The sequence below is a fragment of the Rothia sp. HMSC065B04 genome (assembly GCF_001812285.1).
In the GTDB taxonomy this organism is placed as follows: domain Bacteria; phylum Actinomycetota; class Actinomycetes; order Actinomycetales; family Micrococcaceae; genus Rothia; species Rothia mucilaginosa.
In genome coordinates this window covers 597637-620510 of record NZ_KV808406.1, presented here as the reverse complement: position 1 = coordinate 620510, position 22874 = coordinate 597637, and the positions used below count along the sequence as shown (strand labels likewise).

Annotated in this window: 19 protein-coding genes; 5 read left to right on the top strand and 14 right to left on the bottom strand. The window is 60.9% G+C overall.

Annotated elements, in window-relative coordinates; translation table 11 throughout:
• Window positions 1-116: 116 nt before the first annotated feature.
• Window positions 117-1202, bottom strand: coding sequence for a 4-hydroxy-3-methylbut-2-enyl diphosphate reductase (locus HMPREF2845_RS02660; RefSeq protein WP_049349333.1), 1086 nt, complete (start codon window positions 1200-1202; stop codon window positions 117-119).
• Window positions 1203-1229: 27 nt separating this feature from the next.
• A complete protein-coding gene (locus tag HMPREF2845_RS02655; protein ID WP_070633810.1) occupies window positions 1230-2438 on the bottom strand; it encodes a dehydrogenase in 1209 nt (402 codons plus the stop codon).
• Window positions 2439-2593: 155 nt separating this feature from the next.
• Here HMPREF2845_RS02655 and xseA point away from each other — a divergent pair, with 155 nt between their 5' ends.
• Both xseA and HMPREF2845_RS02645 read left to right on the top strand, forming a co-directional pair.
• Window positions 2594-3895 carry an exodeoxyribonuclease VII large subunit gene (gene xseA / locus HMPREF2845_RS02650; RefSeq protein ID WP_044150242.1) on the top strand — a complete coding sequence of 434 codons (1302 nt, stop codon included), beginning with the start codon at window positions 2594-2596 and terminating at the stop codon, window positions 3893-3895.
• Window positions 3896-3948: 53 nt separating this feature from the next.
• Window positions 3949-4209 (top strand): exodeoxyribonuclease VII small subunit, encoded by a 261-nt coding sequence (locus tag HMPREF2845_RS02645; RefSeq protein WP_049341827.1) that lies wholly within the window; start codon window positions 3949-3951, stop codon window positions 4207-4209.
• Window positions 4210-4331: 122 nt separating this feature from the next.
• On the opposite strand, the gene HMPREF2845_RS02640 is transcribed toward HMPREF2845_RS02645, so the two are convergent.
• The 7 genes from HMPREF2845_RS02640 to galU form a co-directional block, all read right to left on the bottom strand.
• A complete protein-coding gene (locus HMPREF2845_RS02640; protein ID WP_005508453.1) occupies window positions 4332-5555 on the bottom strand; it encodes a pyridoxal phosphate-dependent aminotransferase in 1224 nt (407 codons plus the stop codon).
• A 6-nt stretch (window positions 5556-5561) separates the two neighbouring features.
• On the bottom strand, window positions 5562-6740 hold the full coding sequence (locus tag HMPREF2845_RS02635) for a glycine betaine ABC transporter substrate-binding protein (RefSeq protein WP_070633809.1): 1179 nt from the start codon (window positions 6738-6740) through the stop codon (window positions 5562-5564).
• Entirely contained in the window at window positions 6740-7249 is a 510-nt protein-coding gene (locus HMPREF2845_RS02630; protein WP_012903109.1) for an NUDIX domain-containing protein, read from the bottom strand. The genes HMPREF2845_RS02635 and HMPREF2845_RS02630 overlap by 1 nt, the downstream gene beginning before the upstream one ends.
• 26 nt (window positions 7250-7275) lie before the next feature.
• Window positions 7276-8448, bottom strand: coding sequence for a LysR substrate-binding domain-containing protein (locus HMPREF2845_RS02625; protein ID WP_141752941.1), 1173 nt, complete (start codon window positions 8446-8448; stop codon window positions 7276-7278).
• 96 nt (window positions 8449-8544) lie between these two features.
• On the bottom strand, window positions 8545-9045 hold the full coding sequence (locus HMPREF2845_RS02620; protein ID WP_049341824.1) for a DedA family protein: 501 nt from the start codon (window positions 9043-9045) through the stop codon (window positions 8545-8547).
• 423 nt (window positions 9046-9468) lie between these two features.
• Window positions 9469-11103 (bottom strand): hypothetical protein, encoded by a 1635-nt coding sequence (locus HMPREF2845_RS02615; RefSeq protein WP_070633808.1) that lies wholly within the window; start codon window positions 11101-11103, stop codon window positions 9469-9471.
• Between the two features lie 321 nt (window positions 11104-11424).
• Window positions 11425-12333 (bottom strand): UTP--glucose-1-phosphate uridylyltransferase GalU, encoded by a 909-nt coding sequence (galU, locus tag HMPREF2845_RS02610; RefSeq protein WP_005508447.1) that lies wholly within the window; start codon window positions 12331-12333, stop codon window positions 11425-11427.
• Between the two features lie 339 nt (window positions 12334-12672).
• Between galU and HMPREF2845_RS02605 the strand changes: the two genes are divergently transcribed.
• Window positions 12673-13341 (top strand): 5-formyltetrahydrofolate cyclo-ligase, encoded by a 669-nt coding sequence (locus HMPREF2845_RS02605; protein WP_239665124.1) that lies wholly within the window; start codon window positions 12673-12675, stop codon window positions 13339-13341.
• Between the two features lie 230 nt (window positions 13342-13571).
• A complete protein-coding gene (locus HMPREF2845_RS02600) occupies window positions 13572-13757 on the top strand; it encodes an FmdB family zinc ribbon protein (protein WP_005508445.1) in 186 nt (61 codons plus the stop codon).
• Window positions 13758-13850: 93 nt separating this feature from the next.
• On the opposite strand, the gene HMPREF2845_RS02595 is transcribed toward HMPREF2845_RS02600, so the two are convergent.
• The 5 genes from HMPREF2845_RS02595 to HMPREF2845_RS02575 all read right to left on the bottom strand — a co-directional run bounded on the left by HMPREF2845_RS02595 (window position 13851) and on the right by HMPREF2845_RS02575 (window position 21524).
• Window positions 13851-14168 carry a hypothetical protein gene (locus HMPREF2845_RS02595; protein WP_141752940.1) on the bottom strand — a complete coding sequence of 106 codons (318 nt, stop codon included), beginning with the start codon at window positions 14166-14168 and terminating at the stop codon, window positions 13851-13853.
• Window positions 14161-18162 (bottom strand): DEAD/DEAH box helicase, encoded by a 4002-nt coding sequence (locus HMPREF2845_RS02590; RefSeq protein ID WP_070633806.1) that lies wholly within the window; start codon window positions 18160-18162, stop codon window positions 14161-14163. The genes HMPREF2845_RS02595 and HMPREF2845_RS02590 overlap by 8 nt, the downstream gene beginning before the upstream one ends.
• A 123-nt stretch (window positions 18163-18285) precedes the next feature.
• Window positions 18286-18744, bottom strand: a complete 459-nt coding sequence (locus tag HMPREF2845_RS02585) for a hypothetical protein (RefSeq protein ID WP_012903100.1) — start codon at window positions 18742-18744, stop codon at window positions 18286-18288.
• Window positions 18745-18831: 87 nt separating this feature from the next.
• Window positions 18832-19632 (bottom strand): MurR/RpiR family transcriptional regulator, encoded by an 801-nt coding sequence (locus tag HMPREF2845_RS02580; RefSeq protein WP_231840311.1) that lies wholly within the window; start codon window positions 19630-19632, stop codon window positions 18832-18834.
• Between the two features lie 254 nt (window positions 19633-19886).
• Window positions 19887-21524: an alpha-glucoside-specific PTS transporter subunit IIBC gene (locus HMPREF2845_RS02575; protein ID WP_070633805.1), complete on the bottom strand. Its 1638-nt coding sequence runs from the start codon at window positions 21522-21524 to the stop codon at window positions 19887-19889.
• Window positions 21525-21943: 419 nt separating this feature from the next.
• Between HMPREF2845_RS02575 and HMPREF2845_RS02570 the strand changes: the two genes are divergently transcribed.
• A complete protein-coding gene (locus tag HMPREF2845_RS02570) occupies window positions 21944-22822 on the top strand; it encodes an endonuclease/exonuclease/phosphatase family protein (protein WP_070633804.1) in 879 nt (292 codons plus the stop codon).
• The last annotated feature ends 52 nt before the right edge of the window (window positions 22823-22874 follow it).

Sequence of the window (22874 nt, the reverse complement as noted above, 5' to 3'; positions counted from 1 at the left end):
CCCGCGAGCGGAAACCGGCGCGTACCGCCATCCCTACCCATGCATCCTCAAGCACGAAAAACCCCGTGTCTTCTCCCCACACGGGGAAAAGGACACGGGGTCATCAGCTAAAAGGCTTAGCGAGTGGGCTTAGCGCCGCGGCCACCGAGCTGGCGGCCTACGTTCTCGTCATTCTTCAGGGCGGAACGCAGTTCCTTCGGCAGGGAGAAGAGAATATCTTCCTTCGCGGTCTCGACCTCTTCGATGGTGCTGTAGCCGTACTCGGCGAGCAGAGCCAGCACCTCCTGAACCAGAACCTCGGGTACGGACGCGCCGGAGGTCAGGCCCACGGTTGCCACACCTTCGAACCAGGATTCGTCGACCTGATGTGCGAAGTCCACACGCTCGGCACGCTTAGCGCCGTATTCGAGGGCTACTTCCTTCAGGCGCACGGAGTTCGAGGAGTTCGCCGAACCCACCACGATGACCAGGTCTGCGCGCGGAGCGATTTCCTTGATAGCGCCCTGGCGGTTGGAGGTTGCGTAGCAGATGTCGTCCGAGGGCGGATCCTGCAGGGACGGGAAACGCTCACGCAGACGCGCCACGGTTTCCAGGGTCTCGTCCACGGACAAGGTGGTCTGAGAAATCCACACAACCTTCTCGGGGTCGCGGACCGTTACCTGATCCACTTCCTCGGGCGAGTTCACGATCTGGATGTGCTCGGGCGCCTCACCGGCGGTACCTTCGACCTCTTCGTGGCCGGTGTGACCGATGAGCAGGATGTCGTAGTCCTGCTTGGCGAAGCGCACAGCCTCGCGGTGCACCTTGTTCACCAGCGGGCAGGTCGCGTCAATGGTGTTCAGGGAGCGGTCGCCGGCTGCGGAAACCACCGCCGGGGACACGCCGTGCGCCGAGAACACGGTCACGGAACCTTCGGGAACTTCGTCCACTTCATCAACGAAGATAGCGCCCTGCTTCTCCAGGGTCTCCACCACGTGGCGGTTGTGCACAATCTGCTTGCGCACGTAGACGGGCGCGCCGTAGTGCTCCAGCGCCTTCTCAACAGCAATCACGGCACGGTCAACGCCCGCGCAGTAACCGCGCGGGGTGGCGAGCAGGACTTTCTTCTCACCGGTGACGGGTGCGGCGGCTTCAACGTCGGCGCGGCTGCGGCGCTCGCGGGGTACGGGCGGCAGGCCCAGGGCAATAGTTTCAGTGGACATGGTTACTATCCTACGTTGTTCGGACTTTTAGTGTGTGATGACTGTGGCACCGCTCGCAGGGCTACGTCCCAGGGCGATGAGGCGAATCAGAATACCGAGCAGCAGGGCGAGGATCGCCATGACCAGCCCGTAGCTTGCCGCCGCCTGCAAGTGCCCGGTCAGTGACGGTGCAAGCTGGTTCCATGCCCCGGTAATCAGCGCCGTTCCGGCGGTGCTGTGGCTGGTAATTCCCAAGGTTTCAGGGCTTTGGCCGCCAAACCAGGCTGCCGCGCCCCATCCCAGCAGGGCGTAGAGCAGAGCCGTGACCACCGGTACCAGGATGCGGTGCCTGGGTGCCAGCAACGTAGCCAGCAACAGGCTCAGCACCGAGATGATGGTCAGCGGCACGGTGGATTTGCCCAGCGCGGCGGCGCGGTTAATGCCGGCATGCAGGTACCACTCCTGCTGCTCCTGCTGGTTGTTGCCGTCCTTTACCCGGTCAATGTTGAGGGTTTCAGGGCCGAGCTTCGTCAGGTCCGGGTCGAAGGAACCGATAGAACCGACCTTCGCATCCAGCGCACGGTAGAAGGGGGTGAGCACAATGACGGCGGGGCCGTCCTGGTGTTCGAGGTTGTAGCGGCGAGTTTCCTCGGCTATTTCCTTCCAGAGGCTTCGATATTCTTCAGTTTTTGACAGCTCAGCCGCGGAACGGTTGAGCAGGGAACGTATGCCGTCTTGTGTCGGCTTTACAAGAATGGAGTATAAGCCGCTTTGTTTGGTGCCGTCGAGGAAGGTTGTCATAGCCTCCGACTTCATGAGGTCTTCGACTGCGCCGTCCGCGATGCGCGAGGCGAGCTGCGAATCCTCCGCCAGGTTGGAGGAAATCTGCGAGAAACCGCGCTCTGACATGAGCTTGGAGTTCACCCAGGCACCCGCGGTTGCACCCAGACCGGTCACCAGGGCCAGGGCGCACAGCACAACGGTCAGGAACCTCCGCAAACCTGCCGCAAAAGGAGGCTCGGGGGCGGCATGCAGTTCAGCCTTGGTGGAGGCTGCGGCGTGGCCGAGCGTGCGCGTGGGCTGTAGCAGAGTGGTGTCTTCATCCGCCGTATAGTAGCCGTCCGTGCGGGTAATCCGAGTATCGACGACTCGGGTCGCGTCCGCCGGGTAGTTTTGCGCGCCAGTACCCGCCGCTGACGAAGCCGCGGCGGTGTTGAGGGCGTTGTTCTGATGTGCTGACTGATCGGGTGAGCGCATGAGCCTAGGGTACCCGCTCACAGTGTTCAAAGCCGATTCAGACCCGCAGAATGCGCCAGAAGCTAAGTTCTGCCTGCACTGCGTGCAAGCTACCCGAGTCGCCAGGCTGACCTGTGCGCAGGCGCATAACCGACCAATCAGGGACAATAGAGATTATGAACTTCTACAACCCCTCCGCAGCGCAGCCGGCACCCGCGCTGGTGGTGCCGCCCGTGCACGAGCGGCAGCTTCCCGGGAAGTCTCAGGAAACCACCGCCACCAACCCCTGGCCCCTCGCCCTGCTCGCGCAGAACCTCAAAAACTACGTAGACAAGGTTCCCGAGCTCTGGGTGGAGGCGCAAGTCGCCTCCCTCAACGGCCGCGGTGGCAACGTCTTCATGGAGCTCAAAGACCTCAACGAAGACTTCTCCTTCACCCTCGCGCTCTTCGGGCGTGCCGGTAGCGGCCTGGCGGCTGATGTGACCGTAGGCGCTCGCATCGTCACCCGCGCCAAGCCGAGCCTGTGGAAGAACGGCAAGCTCTCCCTCATCGGCAAGGAAGTGTACGCGGTCGGCACCGGTAACCTGCACGAGCAGCTGCAGCGTCTGCGTGAAGCTCTCGCCGCCGAGGGGCTGTTCTCTGACGCGCGGAAGAAGCCGCTACCCATGCTACCGAACCGTGTGGGTCTGATTACCGGTCGCGATTCTGACGCGGAGAAGGACGTTATCCGCAACGCCTCCCTGCGCTGGCCCGGCGTGGTCTTCGAGGTGCGCAATACCCGCGTTCAAGGTGAGGGTGCGGCGGCTGAGGTCATTGCGGCCCTCGCCGAGCTGGACGCCCACCCAGAAGTGGATGTCATCGTCATCGCCCGAGGCGGCGGCTCCTTCGAAGACCTGCTGCCCTTCTCTGAGGAAGCGCTCATCCGCGCCGTCGCGGCGGCCACCACCCCGGTGGTCTCGGCAATCGGTCACGAGGCGGACTCCCCCATCCTCGATGCGGTCGCGGATCTGCGCGCCTCCACCCCCACCGATGCGGGTAAGCGCATCGTGCCCGATATTTCGGAGGAAACCGCCCGCATCACCGAGGCTCGCGCCCGCCTGGACCGTGCGGTGCTCGGCTACGTGGGCATGCAGATGAACTACATTGCGCAGCTGCGAAGCCGCCCGGTGCTCACCCACCCGGAGTCCTCCCTGCTCATGCGTGTGGAGGAGCTGAGCCAGCTACGCGAGCGCGCTCACCGTTCGGTGCAGCACCGCTTGGAGCGTGAGTCGGCGACTCTGTCGCATACGTTAGCGCGGGTGCGTTCGCTCTCGCCTGCGCAGACGCTCAACCGCGGCTACTCTATCGTTCAGGATGCCGCGGGCGCTATTGTGCGTGACGCTTCGGCGCTGAGCGAGGGCGAGCAGATTACGGTGCGTGCGGCGACCGGTTCGGCGCAGGCAACCGTGACTTCTACGGATCCCTCAAACATCTCCTAAACCTCGATACCCCTAGTTTTTATCCCTAGTTTTTACCCCTGAAAGGTTCCTCAATGAGCGAGAACATTAGCTTCAACAGCGCCGAGTTGGGCGCACCCGTCGAAACCCTCGGCTACGAGCAGGCGCGTGCCGAGCTGGAGCAGGTCGTGCGCCAGCTGGAGTCCGGCGCCAGCGACCTGGAGACCTCCATCGCCCTGTGGGAGCGTGGCGAGGCGCTTGCCGCCCGCTGCGAGGCGTGGCTGCAGGGCGCGCAGGAGCGCCTGAACGCGGCACGCGGCGCACAGCAGGGCGGTCAGGAGAGCCCGGCAAACTAAAGCCGTTTCCAGCACCCGTTCTGGCACATCCGCCAGCTGTCAAATAAAAATAGCCTGCCCCGCAGCTCATCAGAACTGCGGGGCAGGCTATTTCTATCTGTCACAAGGCAGAGACAGCAGGGCTAGTGCTTCTGCTTGTAGTCAGCCATGAAGTTACCCAGGCGCTCCAGGGCGCTGGTGAGGGTCTGCGTATCGGGCAGGAACACCAGACGGAAGTGGTCCGGGTCCTTCCAGTTAAACGCGCGGCCGTGGCTGAAGAGAATCTTCTGGCTCTTCAGCAGATCCAGGGCGAACTGCTCGTCGTCGGTAATGTCGAAGCGCTCAACATCAATCTTCGGGAACAGGTAGAGCGCACCGTCCGCGCTGGTGCAGCTGATGCCGTCAATCTCGTTGAGCATCTTGTGCGCCAGGGTGCGCTGCTCGTACAGGCGGCCGCCGGGAACAATCAGCTCGTTAATGGACTGGTAGCCGCCGAGCGCGGTCTGGATGGCGTGCTGTGCCGGAACGTTGGCGCACAGGCGCATGGAGGCGAGCAGGTGAATGCCTTCCAGGTAGCTGGAAGCGTCCTTCTTCGGGCCGGTGATAGCGACCCAACCCGCACGGTAACCGCAGACGCGGTATGCCTTGGACAGGCCGGAGAAGGTCAGGCAGAGCACGTCGTCGCCGGTGAGGGTTGCCATGTTGATGGCTTCAGCGCCATCGTAGGTAATCTTTTCGTAGATTTCGTCAGAGAACACGACCAGACCGTGTTCGCGTGCCACATCCACAATCTGCTTAAGCACGGAACGCGGGTAGACGGCACCGGTGGGGTTGTTCGGGTTAATAACCACGATTCCCTTGGTACGCTCGGTAATCTTCGACTTAATGTCTTCGATGTCCGGGTACCAGTTGTTTTCCTCATCGCAGAGGTAGTGCACGGGCTTGCCGCCGACCAGCGCGGTGGCTGCGGTCCACAGCGGGTAGTCGGGCATGGGGACCAGGATTTCGTCGCCGGTCTCGCACAGTGCCTGCAGGGTCATCGGGATCAGCTCAGACACACCGTTACCCAAGTAGATAGATTCGGTGTCGAGGTTCATGATGCCGCGGTTCTGGTAGTGGTGCACAATGGCGGTACGTGCCGAGTAGAGGCCGCGGGAGTCAGAGTAGCCCTGAGTTTCGGGCAGGTGACGAATGATATCCATCATGATGGCATCCGGCGCCTCAAAGCCGAAGGGTGCGGGGTTACCAATGTTCAGCTTGAGGATGCGGTGGCCCATCGCTTCCATGCGATTGGCTTCATCCAGAATAGGGCCGCGGATGTCGTACAGGACGTTGCTCAACTTTGAGGACTGACGGTACTTCGTCATGATGATTTACTTTCTAGGGTGATCCAAAATGAATTGTGCTGCGTCATCATCTGCGATGGGGTTGGAACCGCTAGTCAGACGCAACAGGAACGAGAGGTTACCCGTGTCTAATGTAGATGATACGCGGTTAATTGCCGTCCGGGCGCTATCTGGCAGGGTACGGCGGATAATGGGCACCAGTTGCTGCTGCAAAAGCGCCGTCGAGGGGTCTTCCAGGGTGACCAGGCGATTCTCTTCAATCGCGGAGTCGCTGCTGTGCAGCAGGGTCACCTGCACGGTGTCTGCGGTGAGGGCGTTGACGCGCTCGGCGGGGTCGTCCTGAATCTTCGGGTCGTGCACACGGTAACGGTAGAGGCTACGCAAAGAATCCACGCCGTAGGTGCCGCTGGAGTACCCGGTCGGGATGGAGAACACCAGGGAAGACTGCACATCGCGCAGGTTCGCGAGGGAGTTGAGCTTGTGGCGGGCGCTCACGGCGCGGGTAGTGACCAGCACATCCTTGTTGGTGGCGCTAGCACCGTTGAGAAGCATGAGCTCTTCGGGCAGGATGCGCGAGATGGCGTTGGTCATGTCGGTGGTGCTCATGGCGCGCAGGTTGATGGGGTCTGCGGAGCGGGTGGAGCTTGCGGTGGGGCTCGCGGTACCGTCCGTAGCATGCGCGGAGGCGGTGCTCTCCTCCGCGGTGGGGGTGGCCGCCGGGGGCAGGGTCACGCCTGCGGCTTGAGCGGAGGCACTCACGGAGGCGGCGATACGTTCGTTCTGTGCGGCGGCGGGGCTAATTTTGCCGTCGTCGGTCAGGTAGAGCAGCAGGTCTCCGCTGTAGTCGATGACCAGGTCCAACGATTCAAGCGCGGCGGCGGTGCTGCTTTCCTCATCGTCGGGCAGAGTTGCGGTAGGGGTGGCTGAGTTAGCCGAAGGAACCATGAGCCCGCGCAGGGCGGTAGCGCGGCTGTTGTCGGTGTCAACAAGTTCAACGGAGTAGCCAACCTGTCGCAGGGCGCGCGCGTACACGTGCGCCACGGCGCGCATTTCACGCAGGGCACCGTAGCCGATACGCAGGGTACCGTAGCTGGATGCGGAAGGGTCCACCTGCGGGGTTGCGTCATTATTCCCGCAAGCGGCAAGCAGCGGCATGAGCGCCAGGGAGGTGAGCGCCGCACGGCGGGTGAGGGTTCGTCGGTTCATTAGGGAAGCTTCCGTGCGTTTTCATCGGCAAGAAATTCGCGGTATTCGCGTGCCCAGCTGGCGGCATTGGAGTAGCCCATCATGGAGGCTACCTCGTCGATGAGGGTGCCGTAGCGGATGGTATCCAGCTCTGCGATGGGCACCCAGCGTGCCGTGTCGGAGGAGCCGTTGACCTCGTGGCGCAGTTCGCCGGTGACAATGTGGGCACGGAAAACCACCCGCAGGGCGCAGAAAGGCAGCGCCTGCGGGTCCTTCTGGGTCGAGCGCACGGGGAAGTGTCCGGCGTGCACGCCCAGAATGTCTTCAATGGCGACGCTGTAGCCGGTCTCTTCGAGGGTTTCCCTCAGCGCGGTTTCGTCAGCCTGCTCGCCGGGTTCCATGCCGCCACCGGGCAGGGACCAGAGGGGGCTGAGCGCGCGGTCTTCGGGCACCCAACGAGTCATGAGCAGCTTGCCCTGCTCGATGATGACTGCGTAGGCTGCGGGTCGGGTTTCCATTGCTAATGCCATGGTTCGATTTTACCGTCTATCGTTCTTTAGCGTTTCTTACCGCGGCGTGCGCTGGCGGCTTTGGCGGACTGTCGAGCGTGCTGGCGTGCGTTGCCGTTTTTCTTGGCGTTGGCACGCTTCTTATCGCGTGCTTCACGGCGTGCGTTGGCGGCTCGAGCCTTCGCTTTTGCCTTTGCTTTTTCGGCTGCGACGCGTTCGGCGCGTGCCTGTCGGGTTTCGCTACCGCGGTCGCTGGTTGCGGTGCGTCCGCGCACAATACCGATGAAGTCCTGCAGGAGCGCCTCGAGCTCTTCGCTGCGCGGCTCACCCTTGGGGGCACGCGGCCAGACCAGGTGCACCGGGTAGGTGTCCAGACCCGCAACGGGGCGGTAGGTGAGGTCCTTGCGGTGGTAGAAACGCGCAATGGACATGGGCACAATGTACAGGCCCACACCGGCGGCAACCAGCTCGATGGTTTCTTTATCGTTCAGGCCCTCGGGCACGATGCGACCGGCACTCTCACGCCATGCGCGGGAGACTTCCTCATAGGCGGGAATATCGGAGGCGGGCTGCAGCAGGAACTCTTCAGCAAGCTCCTCCACGGGCACCTCATCAAGCACGGTGAGCACATGGTCCACCGGCAGAATGACCACGGGCAGCTCCTCGTAGAGGCGGATGCTGTGGTACTTCTCGCCGTCGGTGCTTGCCGGTTCACGGTCGGGGCGCACAATGCTCATGTGCGCGAAGGGGTTCTCGGGCACAGCCTTACGCTCAATGGGGGCGTGCTCGGTAGCCTCGGCGCTATCCTCAGCGGGCGCCTCGGAGACAGTTTCTTCCGCGGAGTTGAGGGCAGGGTCAATCAGGCACAGGTCCTGATGCAGGGAGTCCAGGCCGCGCGCCTCACGCACGGGCACCTCCGCCAGCTGCACGCGGTCGCCGTAACGCTCGTGCCAGCGGTTGAACCACTTGCCGGGCATAATCGCGGGCACGTAGCTAATGCGCAGCACAGAGCGCTGCAGCACGGGGACGGGCAGAGCCTCCGGGGTCTGGATCATCGCCAGCTGCTCGGGATGCAGGTACACGCGGGTGGGAGCTTCGCTTTCTACCTGGTCGGTAGCGTTTTCGGGCGCGTTCTGCTCGGGGTCGATTGCGGTGAGGGCAGAGTCGTTGACGGGCTGCTCTTCGGGGGTGCCTGCGGTGGAGGATGCGGATGAACTCATCCCTCCACGCTAGCACATCTTGGGCGGGGGCATTGAGGGTAGGTGAGTGGCCTCAACCCGGCGAGATAGTGCACCTATCCCCCGCTGAAGGTAGGACTAGTTCTCGGCGATGTTATCCGCAGTGTTCTCAACGGTTTCGCGGTTAATGCGGCGTTCGCGCAGCTGAGTCACAATGACCAGCACCGTGATAACAATGGCAAGGGCGAGCGGGAACATCCACGGCTCCAGGCCGAGGGCCGCAAGAATTGCGAAGCCGATGGTGGTGTAAATACACGCCCACATGAAGGTTCCAACCAGCATCGCGGGAACCCAGCGACGCAGAGGCATTTTCGTGAAGCCGGTCGTGATGATGACCGCGGTTTGCAGACCCACGGTGAGAAAGCAGAGGGGCACAGCAATAACGCCCCACCGGTTAATCAAGCGGCGCGCTTTACGGTAGAGCGGGCTGTCCATGGCTTTGCGGATGCGGTCGAGGCGGGCACCGCCTTCAGCAGCAAGCGCACCAAGAGCGTACACGATGCTGGTGCGGACGATTCCGACCACCCACATGAAAGCTAGGGCAACCTCAATCGGGAGTGCGTCAAACCAATCTTTCACCCGGCTATTCTCTCATGAGTGGGCGATATTAACCTGATTGAAGGTTTTTTGAGGCTTCTTATTCGACTTTTGGAGGTGGCAGAAAAAAATTTTTAAACTTTTTTCGGTCGGGGTTATTGCCCCTTTTCGCCTGCAATGGCGCGGATTTCACTTAGGTAAGCCTTAGTTTATTGACAGGGTGTCGCTATTTTCGGCTTGTCACCCGCACGGGAATTAGGATATATTTTTATTACCGAATAGGGCAGGCCTTGTGGGAAGGCCTTCCTAATCGGTCTAGAAGACTTTCTTCCTGTGTGTGATGCTAGAAAAGGAACCCCATGGACGGGGTTCCTTTTCTTTTTAACTTCTTCCCAATCATCCCCAGGCACACAAAAACCCCGACAGTGTGAACTGTCGGGGTTTTATGCGTGACTGGAGCAAAGTCTACTTCTTACCCTGGTTCTTGTCCTGGCGGTGCAGAGCACTCAGCGGCTTGGGCAACTGAACCGGGTTCCAGGTGTTGCTCACAGCCTCAAAGGAGGAGCCAGCACCGGGGTGGCGGTTCGTCGCACGAACACCGCCGGTCGCAGTAGCACCGGTCGAAAGAGCCGGGTCGTTCAGCGAGGCGATATCCAGCGCATCGAACTCGGAATCATCCAGGACATCCGGCAGAGGAATCTCTTCGGGAACCGGCTGAGCGGGAGCCTGAGTAGCAGGTGCCGCAGGCGCCTGGCGGACGGGCGAACCATCGCGCAGAGCCTGACGAGCCACCGGCTGATCCGGGTGAATAGCCGACTGCTGTGCGGGAGCTGCTACCGGCTGCACAGGTGCCTGGGTGGCTGGTGCAGGCTGAGCTGCTACCGGCTTGGCGGGAGCCTGTACGGGTGCCTGAGCGGGCTGTGCGGGCTGAGGCTGGACAGGCTGGCTCGGAGCAACCGGAGCCTGCGCTACCCGCTGAGGCTGTGCCGCAGTACGCGGTGCACCGGAGGAAGTAGCGGAACCGCTCTCCTGATCGAAGAGCACGCTACCACGGCGAATCGGCTGGAAACGGCTCGGACGCTGCTGCTGGCGACGCTCCTGACGGTGTGCGACGGGCGCCTCCGCCGCGCGGGCAGAACGGGCAGGTACGGCACGAGAAGAATGAGCAGGTGCCGCAGCAGGCGCTTCCGCACGAGGAGCCGCCTCGGGAGCCTCATCGGAGGACTCCACCGCGATGTGCGCGCGGCTCGGACGTGCCGCCTCGCGGTTCACACCGTGTATAGACTTGCGGGTAGTAGCCTCACGGGTGGCGGGGCGAGCATGATGTGCAGGCTCTTCAGCAACTTCAGGCTCCACACCCTCAGCCGCCGAGTCCTCTACAGGCTCAGAAGCATCATCGCCGGCTTCTTCATGTTCATCGGACTCTTCGTAGGCTTCGTCCTCAGCTTCGTCATCCTCATCATCTTCTGCCTTAGCTTGGCGTGCATCGCGGCTCGCCTTGACCTGGTTAGCAACAGACTCCAGCAGACCAAAACGGCTCACAGCCCATGCACCGCCGGCAAGAATCAGCAAGAGAACAGCCCAGCCCCACGCCAGCACACCAAAGAGCGCCAGAAGACCGGTAACCAGGGCAAGAACACCCAGACCGGCAGCAACCAGCAGGGCAATACCGCTCGGGCTCGAAGTATCAAAGTAGGACAGAGGCGAGGGCTTTGCGTCCTCCACGACCGGAATCTCGTCCGTGTACGGGGCAGTCGGGGAAGATTCGCGAATCTGCGAAATAGAAGCCGTATCGGGCGCAGGCTGGGCGGATTCCTCCACCGTGTGGGAGGAACGGGAAGACGCCTGCGGAAGAGCGGAAGAGGGTAGGGAGGTGCCCGGCGCCACCGCATGATCGGAGGACTGGTACGCCTCCGACTCATTCAGCAGCACACCCGCGGAGGCGAGAATATCCTCTGCAGTACGCTCAGCGCTAATCAGGGGACGCTCGGGTTCCATGGCAGGACCAGCGGGCGCGCGACGCAGGCTCCTGGGCACAAACCACAGCAGCAAAATCACGGTCAGAATTACCAACACACCGGAGGTGTTCAAAAGCGTCATATTCAGGTCGCCCTCTATCGTCCCTTTATCCCTAGACTTTAATCATACCCTTATATTCCCAATGCTTTCCATAAGCGGCAAGAATCGGGCTGGATATGCACATATACCCCTGAAGGAATATGCACACTACAACGTCGTCGCGTCCCTGCACAAGGCACACCCTGGGCCCTCGCCCAGTAGCACCCCAAGCACATAATAGACACATACGACGCAAAGGAAGGCGCCCTCCCTTGGGGCTAAAACGCCCCACCGGAAAGAACGCCTTCCTCAGCGTGGTTGGTATTTATCGGTTGCCCTCTTTAGAGAGCGGGTGCAGAGTAATTAGCAGTTCTCTGCAACAAAGTCCTTCAGCCATGCGCGCAGGTCGTCACCGAACTCGGGGCGCTCAGCAGCAAGAATAACGTTTGCCTTCAGGTAGGACAGCTTGTCACCGGTGTCGAAACGGCGGCCGGAGAAGACCACACCGTAGACACCTTCGCCTTCGCCCTCACCCTGAGCCAGAGTCTGCAGAGCGTCGGTCAGCTGAATCTCGCCGCCGCGGCCCGGAGCGGTGTTCTCCAGAACCTCGAAGACCTTCGGGCTCAGAACGTAACGGCCAATCACAGCGTAGTTCGAGGGAGCCTCATCAGCAGCGGGCTTCTCAACCAGACCGGTGATCTTGACGAAACCGTCCTCGCCTTCAACAGCCTCAATAGCAGCTGCACCGTAAGCGGAAATAGCCTCGCGGGGAACCTCCATCAGAGCAACGACGGAACCGCCGGTGCGCTCCTGGACCTCCACCATGCGAGCGAGCAGGTCTTCCTTCTCGTCAATCAGGTCATCGCCGAGCAGAACAGCGAATGCTTCGTCACCAACGTGGCGCTTTGCGCGCAGAACAGCGTGGCCCAGACCCTTGGGGTCGCCCTGACGCACGTAGTGCAGGTCGCCACCCATCTCATTGGTAGCTACCACGGATGCGAGTAGGGCGTCCTTACCCTGCTCAGCGAGCTGCTGCTCCAGAACGGGAACGCGGTCGAAGTGATCCTCGAGAGCGCGCTTGTTACGGCCGGTAATCATCAGAACGTCGTTCAGACCGGCACGGATTGCTTCCTCCACCACGTACTGAATCGCGGGGCGATCAACGACGGGGAGCATTTCCTTGGGGGTTGCCTTCGTTGCGGGCAGGAATCGGGTGCCCAGACCAGCAGCAGGAATAACTGCCTTAGTAACAGACTTAATTTCAGTAGCCATGCCACAAGAATACCCTAAGTTGTAAAGTACTTAAGGCGATTTATAGACACTATGACATGAAAAAATCTTCAACGTGACTAACTACATATCCACAGCGGCCCATTCTTCGGTGTGCAAAGAAAATGCACCCCACAGAACTCAGCACTATTTTTCTCAAACCCTATACTAAAAAGTGGAATCCACGTCCCCGCAGATATAGGTCAATTTTCACCACCCACCAGGGCAGTTTTACCCTGCGCACGGATACCTCTCAGCATAGAGTGAACGCACCTTACTTCCTACGGGACGCGCCACTCCCCAACCCTTCACACAAGACCCGCAACGACGATGGGACACACCATGCACCTCAACACAACCCCCGCCACCAGCAACTCCGACGCCGGTGCCAGCGCAGACGATATCTCCCTAGACAAAGACATTCTCCGCTCCCAAATCCGCCCGCGCCGCCTCACCGCACGCAGCCACCGCGGCGAACACGGACAGCAACATCTGACTGACCTTTTCACCCACCACATTCTCGAGGCGGTTGCGCAGCGGGTCCACTCCCCCGGTACCATTGCGGCGTATCTGCCCACCAAATCTGAGCCGCCCATTGTCCAAGCACTAAACGCTCTCCATGAGCAGGGACACCGCATCCTCGTGCCCGTCGTACGCCCCGGTCGCAAACTCGCCTGGGTGCACTGGGACCCCACCGTTGAGCATCCGCTCAGCCCCATGGGCATCCCCGAACCCGAAGGCGAAGAACAAGACACGCAAGCATTCATTGACGCCGACCTGCGTCTCATCCCCGCCCTTGCTTTTGATGCAGGCGGGCACCGCCTCGGTCAGGGAGGCGGCTACTACGACCGGATTATCCCCCTGCTCAGCGACCAGCAGCTCACCGGCCGGAGCATCGGCATTGTCTTCAGCGACGAAATCTACGAAACCATTCCCTACGACCAGTGGGACGCTATTCTACCGGTGATTCTCACCGAGCGGGGCATTTTCCTCGCTCACCAGCAGGGCTAAAAGCACCCGGCTCACCCACGCCCGATTCGCTCTTGATTGACACCCAAATCTTTATGCAAAAACGCAAAGATATGCAGGAACACACCAACAAAATCACTCACGAAAAAGACGAAAAGAAACAGAAATAGCTATTTGAGAAGAAAACGCAAATAGCTCCCAACCTTTCAAAAGCGGTACACTCAAACCACGTTAATAAACCATCCCAGCGAAAACGGATACAGAAGGACAAAATGCCGGTCTACGTTTACCAGTGCAAGAATTGCAACCACGTCTTTGAACAGCGCCAGTCCTTTAGCGACGATGCACTGCGCATCTGCCCGCAGTGCGGCGAAGAAACCCTGCGCAAGCGCTACAACACCGTCGGAGTGACCTTCAAAGGTTCCGGCTTCTACAGCACCGACAAGGGAAACTCCTAAACGGAAGTTCCACACCAGCCAAAAAGAGAGGGGCGGGGCAACACATGTTGCCCCGCCCCTCGGCGTTTAAGAAGCACTCCCGACTCGGAGGCGCTACACGATATTGTTACCCCAATGCGGAGGACGCTGCTGACTCATCCATTCCAGACGCTCACGCTCCTCCGGGGTCAGCGGCTGCGCGGAAGTAGCCGCTCTCTGAGAACCTGTCTTCGGGGAACCTGCATTCTGCGAGTTCAGGTTCTGAGCATCAGCTTTCTTCGCGGAAGCCCCCGCAGCAGACGAGGCACCCGAAGCCACCACCGGAGGCGTCGTCACACCCACCAGCAGAGGCTCAGCCCCGCTCACCGAGCCGCCGCCGCTCACACGGCGGTGACCGCGGCGAGGCTTCGGCGTCGACGAATAACTAGCCACGGACCTCAGCGCCCTCATCCATATCCAGGTAGTGCAACACGCGCGCCACCACAGCATCCGGGTCAGCGAACACCTCCAGGGTGCCCAGCGTAATGTAGTTCCAGCCCGTGCGGCTCAGACGCTCCGGCAACAGACGGGTACGCTCACGCACCGAAGCACGCGCGTAATTCTGCTCGCCATCAGAGCACGCCACCAGCGGCATAGCCGCCGGAGCACTCGGCTGCGAAGACACCACGGGAGCCACACCCAGCGCGGGCACCGGCTCAGCAGCCAGCTTCTCCGGGGCGTGCGCAATCAGAGCGATATCACCCTCACCGCGGCTCACACGCACACCGCAAGCCTGCAGGCGCGCCACCAAATCGTTCAGCAGCCAGTCACCCAAATCCGGGGTGTCTGCGTCGTCGGCAGCCAAGAATGCGTTACGCGGCAGAGTTTCCGGCACGCGCTGTGCCTTCGCTTCCACCTCTTCACGCGCCTGACGTTCCGCGTGTTCACGCAGCAGGTGGTAGAAATCTACCGCGCCATGATGCAGCTTCTGCGGGTCCAGCTCGGAGGGGTCAATACACGAGACAATGCGCAGGGCACGGCGTGCACGAGTCAACGCCACCACAAAGCCCTGGCGGCCATGCTCAGCAGACAGCTGACCCAAATCGTACGACGCCTGACCCAGTCGGGCACGGCCCACACCCAGAGAGAAAATCACGGTGTCGCGCTCGAGGGTCTCAGCGCGGGTCAGGTCGACCACGCGGAAAGACTCCTCACCAGCGGCGAAGAACGGCGCCAGTTGCGGGTACAGGCTCAGGGCGTGACGCACCGACTCAGCCACACGCTGAGCGTGCTTCGGGCTTGCCGTCACCACCGCCAGCGAACGATCCGGGGTACGGTACGCGTGCTCAAGCACCAGGTTTGTCACGCGCTCCACCTCAACACCGGGCGAATCCAGGTTCGCGTTATCGCTGACCTTACCGCGAGTATCAATGTACTCAACGGTCAGCGAACCGGCAGGCTGAGAGGAGGCGCGGCTCACCGGAGCCGCATGTAGCTGCGAACCGTAGAACTCACGGTTCAGGTAGTCCAGAATCACCGGGTCCATGCTGCGGTGTAGCATCGCCAAGGTGCGGTTGGGCAGTACGGTAGCGAGCACATCGAAGGTGCTGTCCAGCTGCTCGTCGGTCGGCTCGGGCGCACCGAAAGTCGGCGCGGACACGATGAACGGCGAGGGGTAACCCGAATGCGGGTCGCCCAGGGCAATCACCTGGTCGGCGCGGGTAATCGCCGGCAGGTTCGCCGCCAGCGGGGTCGATTCGGAGTCCAGCAACAGCACCGTATCAAAACGCATGGAGGCGGGAACCTTACGCGCCAGGGCGAACGGGCTCGCAGTCCACAGCGGCAACAGGGTACGCGCCATGACCGGGGCGTGAGTCAACAGCTCCTCGAGCACGAACTCGTAGCCGCGTAGCTGACTCTTCAGGTACGCCGCCTGGTCGTGCTCAGACTCAATACGTTCAGTCCACACGCGCGCAATCTTCGCCAGCAGACGCGCCGGGGCGCTGGTCATGTGGGCGTAGTCGGCGCGACGGAAACGGGACTCCGTATCGCGCAGACGGTCGCCGTCCAGCAGCTTACCTTCGTGATGCTGCAGCAAGAATTCCAGGGCAGACTGCCACCAGGCAAGCTCCAGCTCAGCGGAAACAACCTCGATCGGAACCTGACGTGCGTACAGGTCATCGAGCAGCTCCGACAGGCCGCGCTCACGCAGCTTCTGGGTCAGAGCATCACGCTCAGGCAGGGTCATCAGCAGCACGCGGTCCGCCATGAGGGCGTCCAGGCGCGCATCCAGCGCGTCCAGGTCGGTGCGCACAAAGTCGGTGCCCTCAACGGTGTCAGCCAGGACAATACCCAGGCCCGCCAGCTCAGAAACCAGGGAGTTCAGGGCGGCAGCCAGCTGATCCAGGTTCTCCGGGATCTGCGGGGTGCGGGGCGCCTCAATGTGGCGAATCCACTCGGCACGCTCCGCCTGAACCACCTTCAGCTGCTCGTGCAGGTCACCAATATTCACGCCGGGCAGGATGTACTCCTTCGCCGCGCGGCGCAGGCGGGAACGCTGCATGCTGCTCATCTCGATGCCGTTCTCACGACGCCACGCGCCCGAAGCAGTCGCCGCAATCAGGTCGGTCACTGGACGGTCGTAGACGTCTGCGCGGAAACGCTTGAGTGTCTCACGGATGCGCATCAGAATCGCCAGCTGCGACTCCCACTCGGCGATGGTGCGGCCGCGGCGCAGACCCAGCATGGCGCTGGTGCGGTTCATCGCCTCGCGCAGGTTCAGCAGGGAGGACTTGAGGGTAATGACCAGGGCGTACGCCTCGGCGGCTTCCTCATCATTGACCAGGCGGGCACGGTACCACGGGGAGGTACGCGAAGCCGCCGCAAAACCGTCAATCTCGCCCAGGCGCACCAGCTCGGCGCGCACCTGCTCACGCTCCATGAGCGCATCAAGCATGGGGCGGTCAAAACGCACACGGGTTGCCGGGCCGTCCTCGGAGGCGGTCAGCTCAGCCAAACGCTGCAGCGCCGAGTAGACAGAAATCTGCCAGTTCGCATCCTTGTTCAGCAGGGCACGAGTGTGGTCGAGCAGCGCGGCACGGGTCGCCACGAGCTCTTCGTTCAGGTCCTCAGAGTTCGGCTCTTCCGCGCCCTCATTGCGCACAATCGCGCGAATGAACTCGGCGCGCTGAGCCTCAGCGTCATGCTCGGCAAGCAGGTCGTAGCGCAGGCTCTCAATGCCGGTGCGCTTGAGCAGCGCCGAGAATTCAGCCAGGGTAGAGCGCTTCTCGCCCACCACGAGCACGGACTTACCGCGACCCATCAGGGCGGACGCAATGTTCACGGCGGTACGCAGCGGCTCGGTGCCGGGCGCCGCGGTAATCGTGAAGGAGAAACCGCTGACCGCGGTGTCGATAATCTCCTGGGCGTTAGCATCCGCGTCCAGCAGGAGCATTTCCTCTGCCGGGTCACGCTGGTCCAGGGGCGGCTGCAGGTTGTGGGCGTTGAGCTCGCGCGGCTTCACGCCGGGCACCTTCAGCGCCGCCAGGTCACGAACCAGCGGGGTGATGGCGGTGTGCGGCAGCTCGCCCAGGCTTTCCTTCAGGTCAGCAAAAGTGGAGATAAAGTACTTCGACTCGATGGTCATGCCCGGAATACGGCCTGCTGAGGCGCGCATACGTTCAATGACCGGCTCGGGGTCCAGACGGGACATGGAGTTCGCCAGCTGCGCCACATCCATGGTGCCCAGGTCGATGCCGTATTCCTGCTTGATCTGTCGGACCATCGCCGGGTTCAGGCGTGCAGAACCGGCGAGGCGCAGCTCGAAGTCGTCGTCCTTCGGGTGCGGGGTGATGCTCAGCGGCGCCATGAGAATCGGCGCGATGAAGCGCTTCTCGTAGGCGGCAGCATCCTCGCGGGTGTCGTGCGACAGCCAGGAGGCGGTACCCGCCACGAAGTAGCCGGAGTCCAGGCCGTGGTCGGTGGCGAGTTCGTAAATCTTGGTGCGCAGGGTGCGTGCGGAACGCATGCCCGCCTCCAGCTGCGACTTGTCGCGCAGAATCGTGGAGAGGCGGGTCTTACGTCCGGCGAGCAGCTGTGCCAGGCCGGAGGGGTTCGCCTCGGACAGGTCGATGTGCACGTAGTCGACCTGGTTGAAGTCGAGCATCGCGTCGGGACCGGTGTAGACGTCCATCTGTTCCGCCCAGCGCTCAAGCCCCGCCGAGGGGTCAAAGTCCTCGTGGGCGGGGTTCAGGTGTGCGGGCAGCTCGGCGATGTTGATTTCGTCGGCTACTTCGTGGGTTTCCTCTGCTGAGGTCGCGGCGGCTGCGGCGGGCTGAGCGGTATCAGCCGGGGCGCCGGGTGCGTGTTGCGCGTCGGTAGGCTCGGGAATCTGGTTCACGTCGTGAGTGTCCTTGTGGGTCAGTGCGGTGTACGTTTGCGCGTACACACCGAAGATGGTGGTTCTTCCGGGGTCCTCTGCCCGGTGTGCCTCATGCTGTGTTTCAAGCGGGGCGGGTGTCAGTGCGCGCCTGCGTGCTTAATGCGCCGATGTGCTTAATACGCCGGGTGCTTACTTCGACCACATTGCGATGTTGGCGACGAGCAGCACTACGGTCACCAGTACGTAGAAGACCAGGGCGGGCAGAAGCGCCCAGCGGTACTTGGGCGCCAGCTCGCCTTCCAGGTTGCCGAAGCGCAGGGAGCGGAAGAGGAAGAAGCTCAGAATCGCGCCGGGCAGGTTACCGATGATGACCAACAGAATGGTCAGGTACAGGGCGTAGGCTCGTTCGGTGCGTTCGTTCTCTGCACCCGCGAGCTTGAGGGTGCCGCCCAGCAACAGGCTGAGGCATGCGTTCAGGAATGCCACGGTGAAGAAGGGAATCTTCAGGGCTGCTTGGAAGTCCATCTGGGAGTTCGCTGCACCCAGCACAATCCACAGCAGTAGCAGCGCGGGGATGATCATGAGGTACCAGAACAGGTACTTACGCATCTTCTCGGTGTTTTCGATGAGCGCGAAAATTGCGGTCACTGGGTGTCTCTTTCAGATGGTCTCAGGCGGATTCGGTCGGATTCAGGAGGAGTGAGTGAAGGAGCAGGTGGGCACAGTAATGCCTTATCAGGCGTCGGTTTCATCCCCAGCGTTGAGGGCGTCATCCACCTGGTCCTGTAGGGATTCGCGGCGCTCATTCTCAACGTGTTCAATGTAACGGCGCACGATGTAGTCCAGCAGCACCGACAGCGCAACAAAAGAGTAGTAGGGCTTACGCTGGGTGCTGATCTGGGTGGGGGTCGTCTGGTAGTGCAGGGAGTACTCGGCGTGCGAGGACATGTAGTTCACACCAATGGCGGTCACCGCAATCATGGGGATGCGGCGTAGCGCCAGCATCTTAATGTGTTCGCGCATGTTCTCGGTCTGACCGGAGAAGGACACAATGATGACCACGTCGTCCTGGGTCATATTGTTCATGGCGCTTTCGAACTCATTACGTGCCGGGATGACCTGGCAGAACTTACCGCAGACCTGCATGGACTTGGTAAATTCCTGCACAGCATTGCGCTGAGCGTAGCCGGTACCGAAGCAGTACACAGTGCGAGCCTCATGGATGCGCTTGAGCAGTCCGCTCAGCTCCATGTGCTCGAGGTAGTCATAGGTGCGCTGAATGTCTTCGCGGCCGCTCTCAATGAACCGCGGGTTGAAGGGTTCGCTGCGGTTCAGAGAGGACTTAATGAAGTACTTCAACTCAGCAAATCCGGAGAAGTTCAGCTTCTTCGTCAGGCGGATAATTGAGCTGGTCGAAGTATAAGTTTTATGTGCCAAAGAGTTGATCGTTGACTCCGCAACGAACTCTTCATTTTCTAGCATGAATGCCAAAATTTCCCGTTCAGTTTCACTGAATCGGTGCTGGTTCGCATTCACGACGTCTTGTAAATCCACTCAAAGCTCCTGAATCCGATGGTGAGCAATATATAAATAGTACACGCTCTAGGGTCATCGGCCAGGGTGGGCGAGGTTGGTCGTCTCTCACTTTGGGTGGGTGCCTCGTGCAGATTTGAGTCCGGGTGCGAGCCTGGATACAGCTTCGCCGGCGGCATCGGTGTTATCCGATACCGCCGGCGAAGTCTATACCTTATGAGGCGTTATGCCGTCAGACGGTTGAAAGCTGATTCCTCTTAGGAGAGGGTCTTAGCTTCGTTCACCATGGTCTCGAAACGCTCGCGAACCTGGGGAACATCCATGCCGACGATGACCTGGAATGCCTTGCCCTTGCGGACGAGGCCCAGAGCACCTGCATTCTTGAAGTCTGCATCCGAGGTGCTGACGAGGGACTCATCAGCAACGGAGACACGCAGGCGGGTTGCGCAGTTGTTCACGGTGGTGATGTTCTCTGCGCCACCAAGCAGTTCGAGGAAGCCTGCTGCGCGGGGTGCGTAGAGGTCGCCGTCAGCTGCGGGAGCTGCTGCGCCGCCGTCCTTCTCAGCAGCCTTAGCAGCCTTGTACTCTGCCTTGCTGTAGAGCTTGGTCTCGCCGCCGTCTTCTTCACGACCGGGGGTCTTGAAGTCGAACTTCAGGATCATGAAGCGGAAGACCAGGAAGTACAGGACGGTGAAGCACAGGCCCACACCGATCTGCATGAGGTAGGTGCCGGAGTGGTTTGCCCACAGCGGGATCCAGTTCTGGAACAGGAAGTCGAGCAGACCGCCACCCATGTAACCAACCAGACCCAGCTGGTACATGATTGCAGCCATGGTTGCTGCCAGGATTGCGTGAACCAGGAACAGCGGGGGTGCCAGGAACAGGAAGGTGAACTCGAGGGGCTCGGTGATACCGATCAGGATCGCGGTGAGGCAGACGGGGATCATCAGAGCGAGAACTTCCTTGCGCTTCTCGGGACGAGCAGTGGTGTAGAACGCCGCTGCGATACCGATGGGTGCAAAGACCTTGGAGTTACCGTGCAGTGCGAAGCCGCCGCCGGGGAACAGTTCCTTCAGGGGCTTGTCGCTCTTAGCAAACTCGGTCAGGTGGCTCGGCCAGTCCTTAGCAATACCGTTCGGGGTAACAACATTACCGAAGACGAACGGGGAGTAGATAAAGTGGTGCAGACCGGTCGGAATCAGGAAGCGCTCGAGGAAGGTGTAAACCCACACGCCGAGTGCGCCGGATGCGATGAAGAAGCCCTGCAGGGAGGAGATGCCGTGCTGAGCGTAGGGCCACAGCCAGGAGAACAGGAATGCCACGGGCATCATCAGGAAGAAGCAGACGCCGTAGACGTACTGGGAACCCTGGAAGATACCGAGGAAGTCGGGCAGCTTCTTGTCGAACCAGCGGTTGTGTACCCACACCACGATTGCAGAGATGATGATTGCACCGAAGATACCGGTGTCCATGGTCTTGATACCGGCGATCATCTTCAGACCGGTACCTGCCGCGCTCTTAGAGATGTCGGTGGTGTAGTCCAGGTCGAAGAAACCGGTGCCGCCCTTGCCCCATACCTTGAGCATGGCGCCGACGAAGTAGTTGAAGGTCAGGTAGACCATTGCAGCTTCCATCACTGCACGTGCGTTAGCGGTCTTTGCCAGTGCAATGGGCAGACCGATCACGAAGAGCAGTTCCATCTGGTTGAAGACGGTCCATGCGCCGGACTCCCAAACGGACCAGAAGTGGTTCCACGCGCTTTCCTTGTCAGCAGCGAGGGGAATCAGGTCGCCGTTCTGTGCAATGATCGCAATACCGACCGCGAGGCCAGCGAATGCGAAGAGAAGAACGGGTGCCAGCATGGCAGAGCCGAACCTCTGTACTTTTTCCATCATGAGGCTATACGCCCTTTCGGGTTGTCGAGTGAGCGGACGCAGGTGCCGGCGATCGTTGCCGGTCTGCGGTGGCAACGCCGTATCTTTATACCCTCAAACGAAAGTATATGAGACGGGTGCCACATATCCTGCGTGCGCTAAATGCCGAATGTGTTTTAGACAGAAACAATAATGCCAGGTCATACCTGCCCACAGGTACCAAAACTGTGAGTTTTGAAAGAGTTTTTCAGAACCTGAAACATATCCCGGCACTGGTTAAAAATACTTGCTGCAGATGAGACTTTTTCCCTATTACCTAGCGCACAGAATCGATAGCATAAACAGTGCGCCCATAGAGGTCAGAGTGCATAAACACTCACCACCTCAATACGCGGTGCGCATATCATTCTTCAACCTCACACATACCCCGGACTTAATACATGCGCTTCCTCACCCTCAATACGCACAGCTGGTGCGAAATCCACCAGATTGCCAAGATCCGTACCCTCGCCAAGTTCATTATTGAACAGCAGGTGGACGTCATTGCGTTGCAGGAAGTCAACCAGCTCACCTCCACCCCCGTGGTGAAGGAGCCCCTCAACTACCGCGGCGGCGCCGGCGTTCCGGTCCGCGAAGACAACTACGCCCTGCTGCTCGTGCAGGCGCTCAACGAAATGGGTGCCACTTACGAGTGGACCCTCACCGAAACCCACATCGGTTGGGACCGTTACGACGAATGCGTAGCTATCCTCTCGCGCCTGCCGATTCGCGGTATCAAGCCCATCAATATGTCCCCCGGCTACGGCTACCACCAGGTGCAGCGCCGCGCAGCACAGGCAACGCTCATCGAAACTGAGACGGGCACCTTCTGGTGCGCTACCACCCACATGTCCTGGTGGGACTTCGACGGCGAGCCCCTCTTCGCGCAGGAATACGCACACCTCTCGCAGGAGCTTGCCGAGTGCGCCCGCACCGCACCGGTACTGCTCGGCGGCGACTTCAACTCCGCAGCACATCTGAGCAATGAAGGCTACGCGCTGGTCACCTCCAGCGGCATGGTGGATACCCGATCCCTAGCGGAGCACACCGACGGCGAGAACACCGTCCACCGCGAAATCGCCGGCTGGGAAGGTAGCACGGATGCCAAGCGCATCGACTTTGTCTTCGCTGACCGACTGCTCACGGTGAACTCGCACGCGGTAGTCTTCCGCGACAACTCCCCCGAAGCCATCTCCGACCACAGCGGTCTACTCCTGGAAATTGACCCCTCCAGCTGGGCACCCCAGAGCCTCCTGACGCCCCTCACCACCCAGTCCTAAAAGGGCATCAGACTTTAGCCGCCCACAGAGCGGCCCCACACAACACTCATCC

Coding starts and splice junctions, on each gene's coding strand:
- HMPREF2845_RS02660 (WP_049349333.1), bottom strand. CDS start 1,202: ATGTCCACTGAAACTATTGCCCTGGGCCTGCCGCCCGTACCCCGCGAG.
- HMPREF2845_RS02655 (WP_070633810.1), bottom strand. CDS start 2,438: ATGCGCTCACCCGATCAGTCAGCACATCAGAACAACGCCCTCAACACC.
- xseA (WP_044150242.1), top strand. CDS start 2,594: ATGAACTTCTACAACCCCTCCGCAGCGCAGCCGGCACCCGCGCTGGTG.
- HMPREF2845_RS02645 (WP_049341827.1), top strand. CDS start 3,949: ATGAGCGAGAACATTAGCTTCAACAGCGCCGAGTTGGGCGCACCCGTC.
- HMPREF2845_RS02640 (WP_005508453.1), bottom strand. CDS start 5,555: ATGACGAAGTACCGTCAGTCCTCAAAGTTGAGCAACGTCCTGTACGAC.
- HMPREF2845_RS02635 (WP_070633809.1), bottom strand. CDS start 6,740: ATGAACCGACGAACCCTCACCCGCCGTGCGGCGCTCACCTCCCTGGCG.
- HMPREF2845_RS02630 (WP_012903109.1), bottom strand. CDS start 7,249: ATGGCATTAGCAATGGAAACCCGACCCGCAGCCTACGCAGTCATCATC.
- HMPREF2845_RS02625 (WP_141752941.1), bottom strand. CDS start 8,448: ATGAGTTCATCCGCATCCTCCACCGCAGGCACCCCCGAAGAGCAGCCC.
- HMPREF2845_RS02615 (WP_070633808.1), bottom strand. CDS start 11,103: ATGACGCTTTTGAACACCTCCGGTGTGTTGGTAATTCTGACCGTGATT.
- galU (WP_005508447.1), bottom strand. CDS start 12,333: ATGGCTACTGAAATTAAGTCTGTTACTAAGGCAGTTATTCCTGCTGCT.
- HMPREF2845_RS02605 (WP_239665124.1), top strand. CDS start 12,673: ATGCACCTCAACACAACCCCCGCCACCAGCAACTCCGACGCCGGTGCC.
- HMPREF2845_RS02600 (WP_005508445.1), top strand. CDS start 13,572: ATGCCGGTCTACGTTTACCAGTGCAAGAATTGCAACCACGTCTTTGAA.
- HMPREF2845_RS02575 (WP_070633805.1), bottom strand. CDS start 21,524: ATGATGGAAAAAGTACAGAGGTTCGGCTCTGCCATGCTGGCACCCGTT.
- HMPREF2845_RS02570 (WP_070633804.1), top strand. CDS start 21,944: ATGCGCTTCCTCACCCTCAATACGCACAGCTGGTGCGAAATCCACCAG.